General features: G+C 39.3%; 15 protein-coding genes and 1 pseudogene. 11 read left to right on the forward strand and 5 right to left on the reverse strand.

Annotated elements, in window-relative coordinates:
• The first annotated feature begins 100 nt into the window (after positions 1-100).
• A complete protein-coding gene (locus BQ5338_RS09030; RefSeq protein ID WP_071146469.1) occupies positions 101-1114 on the forward strand; it encodes a nucleotidyltransferase family protein in 1014 nt (337 codons plus the stop codon).
• On the forward strand, positions 1107-2837 hold the full coding sequence (locus BQ5338_RS09035) for an ABC transporter ATP-binding protein (protein WP_071146470.1): 1731 nt from the start codon (positions 1107-1109) through the stop codon (positions 2835-2837). Before BQ5338_RS09030 ends, BQ5338_RS09035 begins: the two co-directional genes overlap by 8 nt.
• A 12-nt stretch (positions 2838-2849) precedes the next feature.
• On the opposite strand, the gene cobI is transcribed toward BQ5338_RS09035, so the two are convergent.
• The gene (gene cobI, locus BQ5338_RS09040) at positions 2850-3551 is read right to left on the reverse strand and encodes a precorrin-2 C(20)-methyltransferase (protein ID WP_071146471.1); all 702 of its coding nucleotides are present in this window, start codon (positions 3549-3551) and stop codon (positions 2850-2852) included.
• A gap of 115 nt (positions 3552-3666) precedes the next feature.
• Here cobI and BQ5338_RS09045 point away from each other — a divergent pair, with 115 nt between their 5' ends.
• The 3 genes from BQ5338_RS09045 to BQ5338_RS09055 are packed head-to-tail and all read left to right on the forward strand — an operon-like array spanning position 3667 to position 6930.
• Positions 3667-4821 carry an ABC transporter substrate-binding protein gene (locus BQ5338_RS09045; protein ID WP_071146472.1) on the forward strand — a complete coding sequence of 385 codons (1155 nt, stop codon included), beginning with the start codon at positions 3667-3669 and terminating at the stop codon, positions 4819-4821.
• Positions 4822-4830: 9 nt separating this feature from the next.
• On the forward strand, positions 4831-5868 hold the full coding sequence (locus BQ5338_RS09050) for an iron ABC transporter permease (protein WP_071146473.1): 1038 nt from the start codon (positions 4831-4833) through the stop codon (positions 5866-5868).
• 6 nt (positions 5869-5874) lie between these two features.
• The gene (locus tag BQ5338_RS09055; RefSeq protein ID WP_071146474.1) at positions 5875-6930 is read left to right on the forward strand and encodes an ABC transporter ATP-binding protein; all 1056 of its coding nucleotides are present in this window, start codon (positions 5875-5877) and stop codon (positions 6928-6930) included.
• Positions 6931-7298: 368 nt separating this feature from the next.
• Here the strand turns inward: BQ5338_RS09055 and BQ5338_RS09060 are convergent, their stop codons facing one another.
• Together BQ5338_RS09060 and BQ5338_RS09065 are read right to left on the reverse strand one after the other, a co-directional pair.
• Positions 7299-8195 (reverse strand): helix-turn-helix domain-containing protein, encoded by an 897-nt coding sequence (locus tag BQ5338_RS09060; protein WP_071146475.1) that lies wholly within the window; start codon positions 8193-8195, stop codon positions 7299-7301.
• 108 nt (positions 8196-8303) lie between these two features.
• On the reverse strand, positions 8304-9056 hold the full coding sequence (locus BQ5338_RS09065; RefSeq protein WP_071146476.1) for a GNAT family N-acetyltransferase: 753 nt from the start codon (positions 9054-9056) through the stop codon (positions 8304-8306).
• Between the two features lie 285 nt (positions 9057-9341).
• Here BQ5338_RS09065 and BQ5338_RS09070 point away from each other — a divergent pair, with 285 nt between their 5' ends.
• The 6 genes and pseudogenes from BQ5338_RS09070 (at position 9342) to BQ5338_RS09095 (ending at position 15405) form a co-directional block, all read left to right on the forward strand.
• Positions 9342-10604, forward strand: coding sequence for a TolC family protein (locus BQ5338_RS09070; RefSeq protein WP_071146477.1), 1263 nt, complete (start codon positions 9342-9344; stop codon positions 10602-10604).
• Between the two features lie 4 nt (positions 10605-10608).
• Positions 10609-11508 (forward strand): HlyD family secretion protein, encoded by a 900-nt coding sequence (locus tag BQ5338_RS09075; protein WP_071146478.1) that lies wholly within the window; start codon positions 10609-10611, stop codon positions 11506-11508.
• The gene (locus BQ5338_RS09080) at positions 11508-12428 is read left to right on the forward strand and encodes an ABC transporter ATP-binding protein (RefSeq protein ID WP_071146865.1); all 921 of its coding nucleotides are present in this window, start codon (positions 11508-11510) and stop codon (positions 12426-12428) included. The genes BQ5338_RS09075 and BQ5338_RS09080 overlap by 1 nt, the downstream gene beginning before the upstream one ends.
• Positions 12429-12438: 10 nt before the next feature.
• A pseudogene (locus BQ5338_RS09085) lies at positions 12439-13170 on the forward strand (ABC transporter ATP-binding protein); the annotation flags it as partial.
• Positions 13171-13173: 3 nt separating this feature from the next.
• The gene (locus BQ5338_RS09090; protein WP_071146479.1) at positions 13174-14277 is read left to right on the forward strand and encodes an ABC transporter permease; all 1104 of its coding nucleotides are present in this window, start codon (positions 13174-13176) and stop codon (positions 14275-14277) included.
• Between the two features lie 12 nt (positions 14278-14289).
• A complete protein-coding gene (locus BQ5338_RS09095; protein ID WP_071146480.1) occupies positions 14290-15405 on the forward strand; it encodes an ABC transporter permease in 1116 nt (371 codons plus the stop codon).
• A gap of 108 nt (positions 15406-15513) precedes the next feature.
• Here the strand turns inward: BQ5338_RS09095 and BQ5338_RS09100 are convergent, their stop codons facing one another.
• Together BQ5338_RS09100 and BQ5338_RS09105 are read right to left on the reverse strand one after the other, a co-directional pair.
• Entirely contained in the window at positions 15514-15942 is a 429-nt protein-coding gene (locus BQ5338_RS09100; protein ID WP_071146481.1) for an Hsp20/alpha crystallin family protein, read from the reverse strand.
• Positions 15943-16159: 217 nt separating this feature from the next.
• A complete protein-coding gene (locus BQ5338_RS09105) occupies positions 16160-17248 on the reverse strand; it encodes a glycosyltransferase family 9 protein (RefSeq protein WP_071146482.1) in 1089 nt (362 codons plus the stop codon).
• Positions 17249-17337 lie beyond the last annotated feature (89 nt).

The raw sequence follows: 17337 nt of genomic DNA on the forward strand, positions 1-17337 counted from the left end.
TTATTGTCGAAAATATGCACTATAAGAACTAATTTTGATGCTATGGTGTAATATTAGGTTATAGTATGCACATTTAAACTATAATAATAAAAAGTTGGAGATGGAATATACACGGGACATATTGTTTCAAAGGCATCGGCTTAGTCAACAGCAGATAGACCGATGGCTTGGTGAAAACCGTAGCGTGGAATTTATACAGAATAAGGTGAAACAGCTGAATGCAATGAAGTATTTTATAGCTGTAACAGACCGATTAAGAGATAATCTGATTTCGTTTATCTGTATAAAGGGACCACTTCTTTCTTACCGAATATACAATGATCCTACGGTACGCTTTTCTCACGATATTGATCTGCTAATTAAACCGGAACAGCTTGACTCTACGCTAAATTTATTATTTGAAGATAATTTTCAATTTACGGAGGGAAATAGTTGGCCTTCGGAAAAGATAAAGCAGAATCTTATTACAAAGACTCTTCATCATGTCTCTTTGTATAATAAGGAGTCTAAGTTTTGTGTAGAGATTCATTGGACATTAATGAATGGTCTTCCTGTGAGTCAAAAAGAGTTGGCTAATCTGATTTCTCAGAATCTAACTATTCTTAATTATGCAGGTAGAGAATTTACAGTACTAAATAGAGAGTTTGAGCTTCTTTATTTAATGATTCACGGTGCAAGACATGGATGGGCTAGACTAAAATGGTTGCTTGATATCAATGACTATCCGATGGAGGGGATAAATCTAGATTTACTAAACAGTTTTATAAAACAATTGCATGCGGAGCGAGTTACTGCGCAAACGAATTATTTTTTGAACAAATATTTTGGTAAACAATTACCTTTTCATGAGGCAGTTCATCTGCCTATTAGCTTAATAAATGGTGCTCAACAATGTATTGACAAGATAGATATAGAGAGTTTATCAATAATCGACATTTTTCAAGATTTTCGATATAGATTAAATATGTTTTCTCAATGGTCATATAAATGGGAGATTTTTACTAACCTGTTGCTTAGTCCCGGTGATATTGATGACCATTATTTTTCTTCCGAAATAATGTATTATATTTATCGTCCATATAGCTTTATAAAAAGGAGGGTACTACATGTCTGAAAATCGTTTCGTTAGAAAAAGTTTTGGCGTTTTCTTTCATCATCATCCAGCGAAAATTATCATTTTGTTTCTGATAACTTTGCTTCAAAGCTTCTGTCAGGGCATATCTATTGCGCTATTAATCCCTTTGCTTGGTTTATTGGATTCTACTCATACTGCGGGTCAGACAAATAAATGGGCTGAACTCCTGAATGATTTTTTTGGCAAGAGTGGTATTGAAATAAGTATGGGGCTTATTTTGGCTTTCTTTACTCTTTGTCTTTTGTTTGTGGCTATTCTCAATTATTTTCAATCCATCTTGCAAGCAACTTATCAGCAGAGTTTTTCTTACGAAATGAGAAAACGACTTTTTAAGAAGATTATCGCTAGCGACTGGGCATTTCTTAATGGAAAGAGTAAGCACAATCACATTCAGATTCTTACCACGGAAATACCAAAGATGGCCAATTACTATTATTTCTATTTGTCATTGGTTACTAAAAGTCTTTTTATAGCTGCACATGTGTGTGTGGCAATCCTTATTTCTATACGCTTTACTTTATTTGTTGTTTTTATAGGATTTTTGGTCCTTTTTCTTTTGAGGAAATATATTATAAAGGCAGAGAAACTGGGTAATGCCAATATTCAGGTTTTCAGAAAAATGCTGAAACGTATTGACGATTTTTGGTTGACTGTTAAAATTGCAAAAGTGCATAACTCGGAAACATTCTATTATAAGAAGTTTGATGAGTCTAATATTCAAATGCTTGAATATCAAAATAAACAAGTAAAAAATAAGGCTGTATCTAATTTGCTATTTTCTCTGTCTGGGGTGCTTTCGCTGGTAATGGTGGTTTTCTTTGCATACAATGAGGTACATCTACCTTTTGCTCTTATTTTTGTACTCATTTTACTTTTTTCCCGCATTTTTCCTCAGTTTATGAGTATTAATGGCGATATAAATATGTTGTTTTCTAATGTGAGTTCAGTAAAGATGGTCTTAAAATTAGATCAGGAGCTAAATGAAAGCAGGATGGAAGAAGACAAAAGAATAGAAGAAGTAGGGTATGCTAATCAATTAGAAATTAAAGGTTTAAATTTTGCTTATCCATCCAAAGCACCTTTGTTTACTGATTTCTCGGTTATTATTCCGGCAAAAAAAATAACAGGTATTATAGGGAAGTCCGGATGTGGTAAAACAACGCTTATTGATATTATTGCTGGATTACAAAAGATAAGCAATGGAGTCATTGAAGTGGATGGAACTGCTTTAACGGAAGAAAAGTTATATTCATGGAGGAGTGGACTGGGGTATTTGCCTCAGGATTCGTTTTTTATAGATGGCACAATTAGAGAAAACCTTGTTTGGGATTCTAAACGAGTCTTATCCGATGAAGATATAATGGATGCTTTGAAGCTGGTTAATGCTGATCATTTAGTTATGGAACAGCAAAAGGGCCTGGATACCTCTATTGCAAATTATCAGTATCACTTTTCGGGAGGTGAAAGACAACGATTGGCTCTGGCAAGGGTAATGCTTCGTAAACCACAATTATTATTGCTTGATGAGGCTACATCAGCTTTGGACTATGAAAATGAATCTCAAATTATGGCATGCTTAGTTAACCTAAAAAAGGAGGTGAGTATTTTATTTATTACTCATCATTATAATTTGACAGATTACTTTGATGTGATTATAGATCTTGGCCGAATGAAATCTCCAGATTCTCTAGATACTAAATAAGCCGACGATAATTTACTTTCGTATAATCATCAAGGAGAAATAGGGATATACCTTCTCTATCAATTCCTTGTTATTCTGTGCATAATATTCCTTCTCAGTGCCCACGTTCTCGAAATAGTGATAGGCATAATCGGGATGAAGAGCAATGCATTGATGTACCGCTTCTTTACACTGTGAGAGTTTCATGATAACGATAACAACCCCTTTCTCTAAATAGTTTTCTAGTTCGGTCGTTGTCGTATTGCCAGGCAACACCATCAATTTTTCTTCCTGACTAACAATATGCATACCGGCCATAGCTCCTGAAGCGATGAATGCGGGAATTCCGGCTATTTGCTCTACCGATATGTTGGCAGCAATAAGCTTATCATAGATGTAATGTACAGAAGAGTAAAATCCGGCATCACCTTCGGCTACAATAACGACTTTTTTACCTTGCCTTTGTGATTCTACAGCAGTAGTATAGACCGTATCATAGGCTTGTTGAGCTTGTGACCGATCTTTGTTCATTGGCAAAAGAAAAGGGTGTATATGGAATGCTTCAATGCTGAGTGCTTGCAATATATTTGCGGAACGAGATGTTTGCTTGCCTGTAGAGGTTGAGGTAGCTGGACAAAAGATTATATCAGCTTGCTGCAGCGCTTTAAAGCCTTTCATAGTAATCAATTCCGGATCACCCGGACCGAGAGAAACAAATATAATGGGAGTGTTCATGCGATGATTCTTTAATTTTTTGAGATGCAAAAGTGCTTAAAATATCCGTAGGAAACAAGAATAATAAACTATCTTTGTTGATTATAAAACGAGTAGAAACACATTTATTCAAGGAATGAGAAAAAAAATATTGGTAGGCTATTGTCTCTTAGCTTGCCTGTTGTGTGTGAGTTGCCGACCGAAATCGGGCAGTAAGGGATCTGCGTCAAACGGAGCAGAGATAAGTACAGATACTGCTACAAGAATTACTCCGATGTACGCTAAAGGATTTAGAGTGAGATATACTCCGACATGTCGCTTGCTGGATATTCAAGATCCTCAAAAGAAGGGGAGTCGTTCTTTTCACTATGCACTGGTAGCCAGAGGAGAAAAACCTAAGGATATACCGGAAGGATATACCGTTATTGAAACGCCTGTGCGTAGCGTAATTTGTATGACGTCTTTACAACTATCCAACTTCATCAAACTGGATGCACTGAAATATGTAGTGGGTATTACCAGCTCCAGGCATCTGTTTAATAAAGAAATGAATGAACGACTGAAAAGTGGAGTTACGCAGAAAATTGGTATTGAAGGGAACTTCGATAATGAGGTGATTATGGGAGTAAATCCGGATGTGATTTTTATTTCGCCTTTTAAGCGGGGAGGATATGATGCAATCCGTGACGTGAATATTCCGTTGGTACCTCATTTGGGTTATAAGGAAATGACTCCTTTGGGACAAGCGGAATGGATCAAATTTATTGCATTATTTACCGGATTGGAAGCGGAAGCTAATCAGAAATTCAGCGCCATAGAAAAGCGATATAACGAATTAAAGAAGTTGACCAGTGAGGTGAAGAAGCGTCCAATAGTGTTCAGTGGCGAGCTACGTGGAGGAAATTGGTATGCTGTAGGTGGAAAGAGTTTCTTGGCTCAATTGTTTCATGATGCCGGAGCTGATTACTTCTTAAAAGATGATTCGACTTCGGGAGGTGTGACGCTCGATTTTGAAACAGTATACAGTCAAGCTGAAGGTGCCGACTATTGGCGCATTGTGAATAGCTTTAATGGAACGTTCTCTTATAACGCTTTGAGAGCGGAAGATCCTCGGTATGCCGACTTTCGTGCTTTCCGTAACAAGGGTGTTCTTTATTGTAACATGCGTGAGAAACCATTCTATGAAATCATGCCTACCGAACCGGAGGTTGTTCTGGCAGACTTGATCAAAGTGTTTCATCCTTCGCTGCTGAAAGATCATACTTCTACCTATTATGAATTGCTAAAGTAGGACAAACGCATGAAACGGCATACGACCCTTATTATGTTACTAATTGTAGCATCCATCTTTTTCTTCTTCCTACTGAACTTATTGTTGGGTTCGGTGCGTATTCCGCTACAATCGGTTTGTAATATTCTGATGGGCGGGAGTAATGAATCGGTGATTTGGGAAAATATTGTGCTCAAATCCCGCGTGCCTCAAGCTCTCACTGCTTTAGTTGCCGGTGCGGGACTATCTATCAGTGGTTTGCAGATGCAGACGGTCTTTCGTAATCCATTGGCTGGACCCTCAGTGCTGGGCATTAGTTCAGGCGCTAGTCTGGGCGTTGCGTTTGTCGTGTTGCTATCGGGTAGTTTAGGTGGAGTCGCTCTGAGTAATCTAGGTTATTTTGGTGAGGTAGCACTCTCTATGGCTGCTATTGCAGGTGCGCTTTCGGTAATGGCAATAATTGTTTATGTGTCGCAGAAAGTAAAAGGAAATGTAACGTTGCTAATTATCGGGGTGATGATTGGTTACGTGGCAAGCGCCATCATTGGTGTGCTGAAGTATTTCAGCGTGGAGGAAGATATTCGTGCGTATGTTATTTGGGGCTTAGGTAGCTTCTCCCGAGTATCCGGAGATCAGATGATGCTGTTTGTCTGCATCATGGCTGTACTTGTTCCACTTTCTTTCCTGCTAATAAAGACATTAAACTTACTCCTTTTAGGCGATGGATATGCGCGTAATTTAGGTTTAAATATAAAGCGTGCACGTTTACTGGTAATTACCTGTTCGGGTGTGTTGGTGGCCATCGTAACGGCTTATTGTGGGCCGATTATGTTTCTTGGACTTGCGGTGCCTCACTTGTGTCGGGCTATCTTCCATACATCAGACCATCGAATACTAGTGCCTGGTGTTCTGTTTACAGGTGCCTCTTTAGCATTGATTTGCAACCTGATAGCTCGTATGCCGGGTCTTGAAGGAGCGCTACCGGTAAACTCGGTGACGGCTTTGGTCGGTGCACCGATAGTAGCTTCAGTATTGTTCCGCAAAAGAAAAAATGAATTGAACGAATAAACGGATATGAAAAACGAAACCATTCATATATCTTCCCTTTCCATTGGTTATGCTGGGAAAAGTAACACAAAAGTAGTGGCTACAGGCATTGATGCGGGCATCAACAGTGGAGAACTGACCTGTTTGTTGGGAGCCAATGGGGTAGGTAAGTCAACCTTGCTACGCACACTTTCGGCTTTTCAACCCAAATTGAGTGGTAAGATTCTTATCCAAGGGAAAGATATTACCAATTATACGGATAGCGAATTATCTACCATAATCAGTGTAGTGCTCACCGAAAAGTGCGACGTGCGCAACATGACTGTAGATGAATTGGTAGGATTGGGGCGTAGTCCATATACAGGCTTCTGGGGTTCTCTTAGTGCTGATGACCGGGAAATTGTAAAGCGCTCTATTGAAATGGTGAAAGCGGAAGGCTTGACGCATCGGATGGTGCATACGCTAAGTGATGGCGAACGACAAAAGGCGATGATTGCTAAGGCATTGGCACAAGAGACACCTGTGATTTTTTTGGATGAACCAACTGCTTTTCTTGATTTTCCGAGTAAGGTGGAAATGATGCAATTACTCCACAGGCTGAGTCGAGAAACGGGGAAGACTATTTTTCTTTCTACGCACGATTTGGAGCTGGCTTTACAGATAGCCGACAAGATATGGTTGATGGACAAGACAAACGGATTAATGATCGGTACTCCAGAGGATTTATCGCTCAATGGTAGTCTTAGTAATTTTTTTGCTCGTAAAGGTATTGTCTTTGATAGAGAGACAGGGTTATTTCGAGTGGACAACACTCACACATCCGAACTACGACTTGTGGGACACGGACAGAAGTATTCTATGGCTCGAAAAGCTTTGCAGCGCAATGGCATTTTAGCCGGTCGGTCTGTTGAATCACAATTCTTCATTGAAACAGGAGAATTGAAGAACACGGAATACATCATTCATCCTTCTGAGGGTGAGTCGATTAATGTAGCGTCTATAGAGGAAATGCTAGAAGTTATAGAAAAGTACTTTAAGACTTTTGGAGAGAATAACTTAGTAGGAGCACATATATCGGATTAAGACCAATAAAAATCCAATCAGAAATATACTAGTAAAAATCTGCTTGTTATATTTAGCTAGCCAATTAGGTAAGAATATGTCGAAGTTATCTTTGGTGGAATTGGAATATTTTCTTGCAATAATCGTCAAAGGACATCTCCCTCTATAGAGACAGATAACGACTCCTTCCATAATGACTGCTAAAATAGCCGCCCATGTATATCGACTAATCTGATTTGTTATTCCACAATATAATGTATAGAATATTACAAAGACGAAGAATGCCCAGATAACTGTATGACTTAGCTTGAGCAATAAGAGTTTAGACTGCATGTTTCTGAGTATTTTAAGTGCTGTTTGCGTTTAGAGGGTTTGTTGATTTTAGCTCGTTATTGCTCTCGTTGATAGGTTAAGGGTGTCATCCCTGTCATCTTCTTAAAGAATTTGGAAAAGAAAGAGGGATTTGGAAAGTTGAGCTTATCGGATATTTGATAAACGAGCAAATCACTATGCTTTAGTAATATTTTTGCTTCCATCATTACCGATTGATTGATCCACTCCATCACTGTTTGATGGCTTGTTTGCTTGATTAGGGTATTCAGGTAGCGTGGAGTTAAGCAAAGTTTATCTGCATAGAAAGATACATTCCGCTCCATTATGCTATATTCATTGACCAACTTAATGAAACGATGAAAGAGCTCTTCTTGATGAGATTGCTGGGTGCTGATTGTATTAATGCTATCTTTATGAATATAGGTAATGTTGAACAATAATGCGGCAACTAGATTCTGTACGACTTCTTTTCTGAAGATATTTTCTTGAATAGTGTCCCAAATCAATGAAAAATAAGTTTTTATCTGTTTAAACTCTTTTTCATCAAGCAATATAGGATGCTCTTGTTGCTGTCCGATGTAGTGCTCAATTAGCTCATTCTTCTTTAGAAACGTTATGAAGTTGCTTTCTACAACTATAACCTGCATGTCGAAATCAGGTGTATACTCTAGTACTTCAACAATAGAGTTTGGTGGTATTAGACCTAAATACCCTGCTTTTAATGTGTACTCAATCAAGTTGATAGATATGCGTATTTCTCCTTCAACAATCAGTGTCACTCTGCCTTCCTTTAGTCGGTAAGGAATGCCTGCTCCGAAGATTCTACTTTCCATTCTCCTAAAGCTTTTGACAATGGCAAATTCGCTTGTGACAAAACGATATTCGGTATTTAATACGATTTTTGCCTCTTTCACCCGTTTCAGAGTAATATCAAGTGGTTCACTCTTTGACATTTGTTTCTTGTTTTTTTATTTGCAAACATAGAAAAAAAATGATTTAATCCCTATGTTTGTCATGGAATAAAAGTCTATAAGCGGATTTTCTCAACGTTAGTAGTAACTTCATTTTTTGAGTATTCTCTTTAAGTACTCAACATCTAACAACAAATTCACTGTCTCAAAATTCCCTTTATAAAACACAGCCCAATTGTTGAAAACACAAGGCAATTCCTTCGCTTTTTGTAGCGTATCCACTTGAATTAAAGAGACAGGAACATCATTCGTTTCACAATACTCTTTTATCATCTCAATGTTTTGATAGACATAAGGGCATTGCATATCATAATAGATAGTTAGCTCTTTGCTTTCAATTCCCTTGTTTTTAACATGTTGTGCAAACTTTGGTGTTGTTCCATCAAAAGAAAGTGCAAGCAATTCATATCCATTATCGGTAGTATCAACAACCTCAAAGCCGAACTTCTTCGCAAATGATTGGTTAGAAAGCCAAGATTTTTGTTTTTTTGCTCCGAGGATACAAATACCGGATTTACCCTTTTCTTTGGCATCAGCCAAACAATACTCCATCAGCGATTTTGCATATCCTCTTCCTTTGTAATTGCCTAAAACCCATAAGCAATAGATATAATAATAGTTGTCACCAATTATGGGAACCCAAGCTGTTTCAAGAGGTGCATATTCAATAAAAACCGTAGCCTTTGCATTTAACTTTCTAAAAACATGACCTTCGTTTAGTCGGTCAGAAAGCCATTGTCGCTTTGCTTCAATACCTGGGTGGGCCTTTCTACTGCGGATAATGCAGCATAAATGCTCATCAGCAAGGTTTTTTGTTGTTAAGTTTACAAAATCAGTATCCATATGCAGTTTAGCTTTAAATTAGATGCTATTTCTATTTAAACATACAAAGATACAAAACCAACTTGATAAATAACCATTTCATAAGAAAAACCAATTAACGAAATTTATTCGTTGATTTTAATGAAAAGACAATAAATTAAGAAGAATAATGCAATCTGTAGAACCATTATCGAACTAATGGGACATAAATGGAAACTTATGGGGTATTCTAGGCTTTTTTCTTGCCTTATCTTTGCATCGGTATTAAATGATTATTAGTAGATCAATATTTAAAGGGTAGAAGTTATGAAACGAGTCGTTTTTGGGATTCTTTTTATTTTGGCAACAGTCTTTGCGCAGGCTCAGATTTCGCTAGAAGCGTGTCAAAAGAAAACGCACGAGAATTATCCGCTGGTGAGACAGTATGGCTTAATTGAAAAGACAAAGGAGTATAGCCTTAGCAATGCTTCTAAGGGAAACCTGCCTCAGTTTACACTTTCGAGCAAGGGTACGTACCAGAGTGACGTTACTAAGATTGGAGCGAAGATTCCGGGGGTGGAGTTAAAGCCGCTATCTAAAGATCAATACCAAGTGATGTTGGAGATGCAACAGAATATTTGGGATGGTGGCAACATTCGTACACAGAGAGAATTGGCCAAAACGACCTCGGATGTGGATCGGGAGAAGTTGAGTGTAGATATGTATGCACTTACTGAGCGAGTGAATGATCTCTTTTTTGGCATTCTAATGCTAGATGAGCAGTTAAAACAGAATGCTTTGCTACAAGAAGAGTTAGAGAGGACTTTCCGTCAGATATCGGCTTATGTGGAGAATGGAGTAGGCAATTCAGCTGATCTGGATGCAGTACGTGTGGAACAGCTAAATACGACTCAGAAGCGGACGGAATTATTGGCTTCTCGTACTGCTTATCTGAAAATGCTTTCTATATTTACAGGAGATGCTATTGCAAATGATGCCACGTTTGCCAAACCAGAGGAGGATATTCCTGTACCATCAGGTACTGCAGGTATTTATCGGCCGGAAATGTTATGGTATGAGGCACAAAACGGAAGGTTAAATGTGAACGAGGAAGCTTTGAAAGTGCGCAATCGTCCTCGGATAAGTCTCTTTGCTCAAGGGGCTTACGGTAATCCGGGACTGAATGCGCTGAAGAATGAATTTACGCCTTACTACGTGGCCGGAGTTCGCTTGGCATGGAATTTTGGTGGACTATATACTTTGCACAATGATAAAAGGCTAATTGAAGCGAGTAGGCAACAATTGTTTAGCAATCGTGACGTATTTCTTTTTAATACTGAGTTGCAGGCTACACAGCAAAACAGTTCCATACAGTCTATACGCACATTGATGCAGAGAGATGACGAAATCATTTCACTGCGCATCAATATTCGTAAAGCGGCAGAAGCTAAGGTGGCCAATGGAACACTTACGGTGACAGATATGCTTCGGGAAATTACATCTGAAAGCCTTGCTAAACAGACGAAAGCACTACATCAGGTGCAGTTACTTATGACTATTTATCAACTGAAATATACCACCAATAATTAACGATATGAAATTAATTCAATTTATAGGAACTTTGTTTTCTGTTGCCTTGTTGGCTGCTTGCGGACGTGGCGGAGATGAGTATGATGCTACCGGAACGTTTGAAGCTACGGAGGTAACTGTCTCGGCTGAGGCAGCTGGACGTTTGCTAAACTTTAATGCCGAAGAAGGAACTGTATTGCATGCAGGTGATCAGATAGGGCTCATCGATACGGTACAGTTAAATTTGAAGAAGTTGCAACTCGAAGCTAGCATGAAGTCGGTACAAAGCCAGCGTCCGGACTTGAATAAACAGGTGGCTGCAACCAAACAACAGATTGCTACAGCAGAGCGTGAAAAGAAAAGAGTGGAGAATTTGTTGAAGGCAGGTGCTGCGAATCAGAAACAACTGGATGACCGGAATTCGGAGTTGGCTGTTCTGCGTAAGCAACTTAGTGCACAGACTTCTTCTTTGCAAAATAGCTTGCAGAGCCTCACAGAACAAGGTTCTTCTGTGGGCATACAGGTAGCACAGATTATTGATCAGTTGGAGAAATGCCATATCATGTCGCCCATTCAAGGTACGGTACTTGCTAAATATACCGAGGCGGGTGAATTGGCTACTATTGGCAAGCCACTATTTAAGATAGCAGACATGGAACAGATCTACTTGCGGGCTTATATTACTTCGGCTCAATTAACGGAAGTGAAGCTGGGCAATAAAGTAAAGGTCTTTTCTGATTATGGAAATGATATACGCAAAGAATATCAGGGAACAATAACTTGGATTTCTTCCCGTTCTGAATTTACACCGAAAACGATTCAGACCAAAGATGAACGTGCCAACTTAGTTTATGCTGTAAAAGTGACGGTGAAAAATGATGGAAATCTGAAAATAGGAATGTATGGAGGTTTGAATTTGAAATGATGAATGCTATTGAAGTCGAAAATATCACGAAGAGCTATGGAAAGGGCAAGATAAAGGCATTGAGGGGAATATCTTTCAATGTGAAGCAGGGAGAACTGTTTGGAATTATTGGTCCGGACGGAGCAGGAAAGACAACTCTTTTTCGCTTGCTGACTACCTTGTTGCTTCCCGATAGTGGTTCTGCTACGGTAGATGGATTGGATGTGGTAAAAGACTACAAAGCTATCCGTCAACAAGTAGGTTATATGCCGGGACGATTCTCGCTCTATCAGGATTTATCTGTAGAAGAAAATCTTGATTTCTTTGCAACGGTTTTTCAAACCACCGTGAAGGAAAATTATCATCTCATTGAGGATATATACAAGCAGATAGAACCTTTTAAAACTCGTAAGGCTGGTGCTTTATCGGGCGGAATGAAGCAAAAGTTAGCTTTGTGTTGTGCGCTGGTTCATAAACCGAACGTACTGTTTCTCGATGAGCCAACTACAGGGGTCGATCCTGTGTCACGTAAAGAGTTCTGGGAAATGTTGAAACGCCTGAAGATGCAAGGCATCACGATACTTGTTTCTACTCCTTATATGGATGAAGCTACTTTATGTGATCGTATCGCTTTGATTCAGCACGGGCAACTCTTGCAGATTGACACGCCACAGCAGATCATCAATGGATATGGACAACTTTTGTGGGCTGTGCATGCCAAGAATATGTATCGCCTGCTCAACGATTTGAGGCAACATCCACAAATAACGAGTTGCTTTGGCTTTGGAGACGTGCACCACATCACGATGAAAGAGGATGCGGACAAGGATAAATTGCTTGTTGACCTTGCTGAACGAGGACATGAGGAAGTAGAAATGCATCCCATAGAGGCAACTATTGAAGATTGTTATATGAAACTAGCAGTATCCAAGAATGAATGAGAATGATATAGTAATACGAACGGAACAGCTGACAAAGCGTTTCGGATCTTTCACAGCGGTAGATCACCTCTCGTTCGAAGTGCATCGCGGAGAAATATTTGGTTTTCTGGGTGCCAACGGAGCGGGGAAAACTACAGCCATGCGGATGCTTTGCGGATTGAGTAGACCGACTTCGGGAAAAGGCTTGGTGGCAGGTTTTGATATACACAAAGAGTCTGAACAAGTGAAGCGGAACATTGGCTACATGAGTCAGAAATTCTCACTTTACGAAGATTTGAAAGTGTGGGAGAATATCCGCTTGTTTGCGGGGATTTATGGAATGAGAGAGAAAGAAATAGAAGAAAAAACGGACGCATTGCTTCAACGGTTGGAATTCAGTGAAGAACGGGAGACACTGGTGAAACGTCTTCCGTTGGGTTGGAAGCAAAAGTTGGCTTTCTCCGTTTCTATCTTTCACGAACCAAAGATTGTTTTTCTGGATGAACCCACAGGGGGAGTAGATCCCGCAACAAGGCGACAGTTCTGGGAACTGATCTATCAGGCAGCTGATAGAGGAATCACCGTTTTTGTTACCACGCACTACATGGATGAAGCCGAATATTGCAATCGTGTGTCCATTATGGTAGATGGACGCATTGATGCGCTCGACACGCCACGCAACCTGAAGCAACAGTTTCAGACTGATAATATGGATGAGGTATTTCAGCAATTGGCCCGAAAGGCTGTACGTAAAGCAGATTAAACAATGAAACAGTTTAGAACATTTGTTAAGAAAGAGTTTTTTCATATTTTCCGGGATAAGCGTACGATGATGATTCTGCTTGGTATGCCTATCATTGAGATCATTCTTTTTGGTTTTGCCATCAGCACGGAAGTGAAGAATGTGCGGGTTGCTGTGCTCGATCCGTCGGGTGATGTCATCACTCGTAAGATTATTGATCGGATTGATGCCAGTGAATATTTTATTTTAACCACAAAACTTAATACGCCTCAAGAAGTGGAACAAGCCTTTCGCAGAGGAGAAATAGATTTGGCGGTCGTTTTTAGTCACCGTTTTCTTGACAATCTTTACACCGGTGATGCGAAAATACAGCTTATAGCCGATGCTACGGATCCGAATATGGCGGTTACTCAGTCGGGTTACGCATCGGGCATCATTAGTGCTGCACAGCAAGAGTTGCTTCCTGCGGGAGCGTCACCGGCAACGATTGTTCCTGATGTCAGATTACTCTATAATCCGCAGATGAAGAGTGCATATAACTTTGTGCCGGGTGTGATGGGTTTAATATTGATGTTGATTTGTGCAATGATGACCTCTATCTCCATTGTGCGCGAAAAAGAGATTGGCACGATGGAAGTTTTATTAGTATCACCCATGAAGCCGTTACTCATCATTTTGGCGAAAGCCGTTCCCTATTTCGTTCTTTCTTTCGTCAACCTGAGCACCATCCTGTTGCTCTCCGTCTACGTGCTTCATGTACCCATAGCCGGGAGTTTACTGGCACTTGTAAGTGTTTCACTGCTGTTTATTTTCGTTTCACTTTCGTTGGGACTTCTCATCTCAACCATTACTCAAACCCAAATTGCTGCCATGTTGGTATCCGGATTGATGTTGATGATGCCTACGATGTTACTATCAGGTATGATTTTTCCGGTAGACGGCATGCCAACTATATTGCAGGTTATTTCGACCATTATTCCCGCCCGGTGGTACATTGATGTGGTGAGAAAAATTATGATAGAAGGAGTGAGCATCACGCTGGTTGCTAAAGAAATAGGAATTCTGGCGTTGATGGCATTTGTGCTGGTTACTGTGAGTTTAAAGAAGTTCAAAACCCGATTGGAGTAATAGATTAAGAATATGATAAAGTTTCTGATTGAAAAAGAATTTAAGCAGTTGCTACGCAACTCTTTTTTGCCAAGACTCATCATCGGTTACCCGTGTATGATTATGATTCTCATGCCTTGGGCAGCCAACCTGGAAATAAAGAATCTCTCAGTGAATGTGGTGGATAATGATCATTCAACAATTTCGCAAAATCTGGTTCGCAAAATAGAAGCTTCTACCTACTTTCAGTTGAATGGGATATCTTCGTCTTATGATGAGGGGCTAGAAGCTATTGAGGTAGGGAAGGCGGATGTTATAGTAGAGATTCCGAGAGACTTTGAGCGCAACTGGAAGCGGGGAGATCAGGCACATGTGCTTATTGCTGCTAATGCCGTCAATGGAACGAAAGGCGGTTTGGGCAGTTCTTATCTCACATCAATAATGAATGAATATGCCGCCGGTTTGCGAGCTGAACATCCTTCGGTTGCGGTTGAAGCTGCTGCTGTTCCGTCAATAGGTGTCACAACTCAAAATCTATACAACCCCCACTTGAATTATAAGTTATTTATGGTGCCTGCACTAATGGTGATGTTGCTCACCATTCTTTGTGGTTTTTTGCCTGCACTCAATATTGTGGGTGAGAAAGAGGTCGGTACTATCGAACAAATGAATGTTACTCCGGTAAGTAAGTTTACGTTCATCTTAGCCAAACTCATTCCTTATTGGACAATAGGGTTTACCGTACTTACCATCTGCTTTGGTTTGGCATGGCTACTCTATGGATTGATTCCTGTGGGACATTTTTACGTGATCTATCTTTTTGCTACACTTTTTGTACTCGTTATGTCGGGTTTTGGCCTGGTCATCTCTAATCATTCGGGCACCATGCAACAAGCCATGTTTGTGATGTTTTTCTTTCTGATCATCCTCATGTTGATGAGTGGACTTTTCACCCCGGTTCGGAGTATGCCCGGTTGGGCAAGGATCATCACTCTATTCAATCCTTTGAGGTATTTTGTTGAGATGATGCGCATGGTTTACCTGAAAGGTAGTAATCTAAGCGACATGCTTTTGCAACTGGGTGCATTGAGTGCTTTTGCCGCTTTCTTTAATATCTGGGCTGTACGAAGCTATAGGAAGAATTCGTAGCATTATATATACAAAAAAAGAGTGTTGTCATTGTGTGGCAACACTCTCGTGATTTTTTTAATAGATGCAGCTATTGTTCTGATCTAAGCTGCCTCAATAACTAATACTTTATTTTACTTCTATGAGTTTTTGAGCTTTCTTGGTCTCTTCTTCCGACAATTTAGGAAGATCAATACAGAGAACTCCATGTTCTACTTTGGCCAAGATCTTTTCTTTATCCACATTGTCAGGTAGAACCATTGTTTGCTGGAATTTAGCGTATGAGAATTCGCGGCGTAAATATCGGCCATCTTTCTTTTCTTCCTTGTTCTCACTTTTCTTTTCCATGGAAATTACCAGATTCTCATCTTCATCAATACGAACATTGAAATCATCCTTTGTCATTCCCGGTGCAGCAACTTCAACTTTAAAGTCTTTTTCCGATTCAATTACATTAATTGCCGGAGCGGTAGTGTTTACTCTCTCTAGCCATTCGTTATCAAAGAAATCATTAAAGATACTTGGTAACCAATTTTGAGATCTTCTTACAGGCATCATAATTATAGTCTCCTATCTTTAAGTTAAACATTAAATTGATTCTGAATTTCGGATTTATTCTTTTATATCCAAAATTCATAGTAAGAAGGGCAAAAGATATGCCAAGGCTTTATATTGTCAATATGACATATTTAAGATACTTTTGAAGAAGGTTTGATGACATTTAGGTTTAACTGTTTTCCTCCCAGTTGAAGAAAATGACAATTTGTCTTTTTACTTAAACATTGGAGCAGTTTACATTACTATCTTTATGGCAACAGATTATTATTTTATCTATTTCAGACAGTAATTCATCTATGCTAAGCTCGTTGGTGTTTAATCCTTTGCTATTATTATTATAAGGAGTATATTTTATCACTTTGGTAATTGAAAACAAACCAATAGTGGGAGTTTTTACGGAGCTAGCCAAGTGCATGATACCACTGTCTGCTCCAATAAAAATAGCCGTATTTGCGATTACGGCACCAATCTCTCTAATGTCTTTACTATAAAATGATGGCTCACTAAACGCAATCTGCGAGACATTCTCCATGGGTAATACTTCAATGATGTTGAAGTGAGTATATTTTGATTTGAGGCACTGATGGAATTCCTCCCACCATTTTGAAGAATAGCATTTTTCGCCTGTTGCGAAGGTAAATAGGCAAATCGTTTTTTGCTCTTTATCTTTGATAAGCTCGTTGAGTAACTCTTTTCCTCTTGCAATTTCTTCGGCAGATAGGTGAAGATCTAGTGACGGAATAACCTTGCCGACGAATGATATCCCTCCTTTTTCTAAATAGGAGCGGAAGCAACAAACTGGAGATTTGGCTATATGTTGATTGTCTGCATCTTTAATAAGGAAGCCGTTCTCATCATCGCTATAGATTTTATACTTTGCATTAGATAACTTGGTAAGCAGTCTACCCGATGATGAACCACTGACAACGTTGATAACCATGTCATAATGTTGATTTCTCACATTTATCCAGCATAAGCAATATTGAAATAATTTGTTGAAAGGTTTCCGGGGCAGTGATATTATCTTTTCTATATTCTTATGGTTGTAGAAAACGATAGAGGCTATGCTTCCTTTTGCCAGCAAATCTATTTTGCAATTAGGAAATGTATCTATAACATCCTGAACGATTGGAGTAGCGAGCAATTGATTCCCTAATCTGTGATTGGGCCTGATTATCAGAACCTTTTTGACGTCTTCTTTATCCAATAGAGTGAGAAGGCAGATCTTGCCCGAATTGCCGATCTTTTTAGTAAGGTTTCCTAAAATAAATCGTTTTACATTGTTTACGCTTTTCAATAGAGGCATATATTTACTGCTTAAATTTAATGTATCATGCAGCAAATATAAATATAATCTTGTCATTTGCAACAGCTTGAATATAAATGCACTGCAAT

Source organism: Bacteroides ihuae, assembly GCF_900104585.1.
Lineage (GTDB): Bacteria > Bacteroidota > Bacteroidia > Bacteroidales > Bacteroidaceae > Bacteroides > Bacteroides ihuae.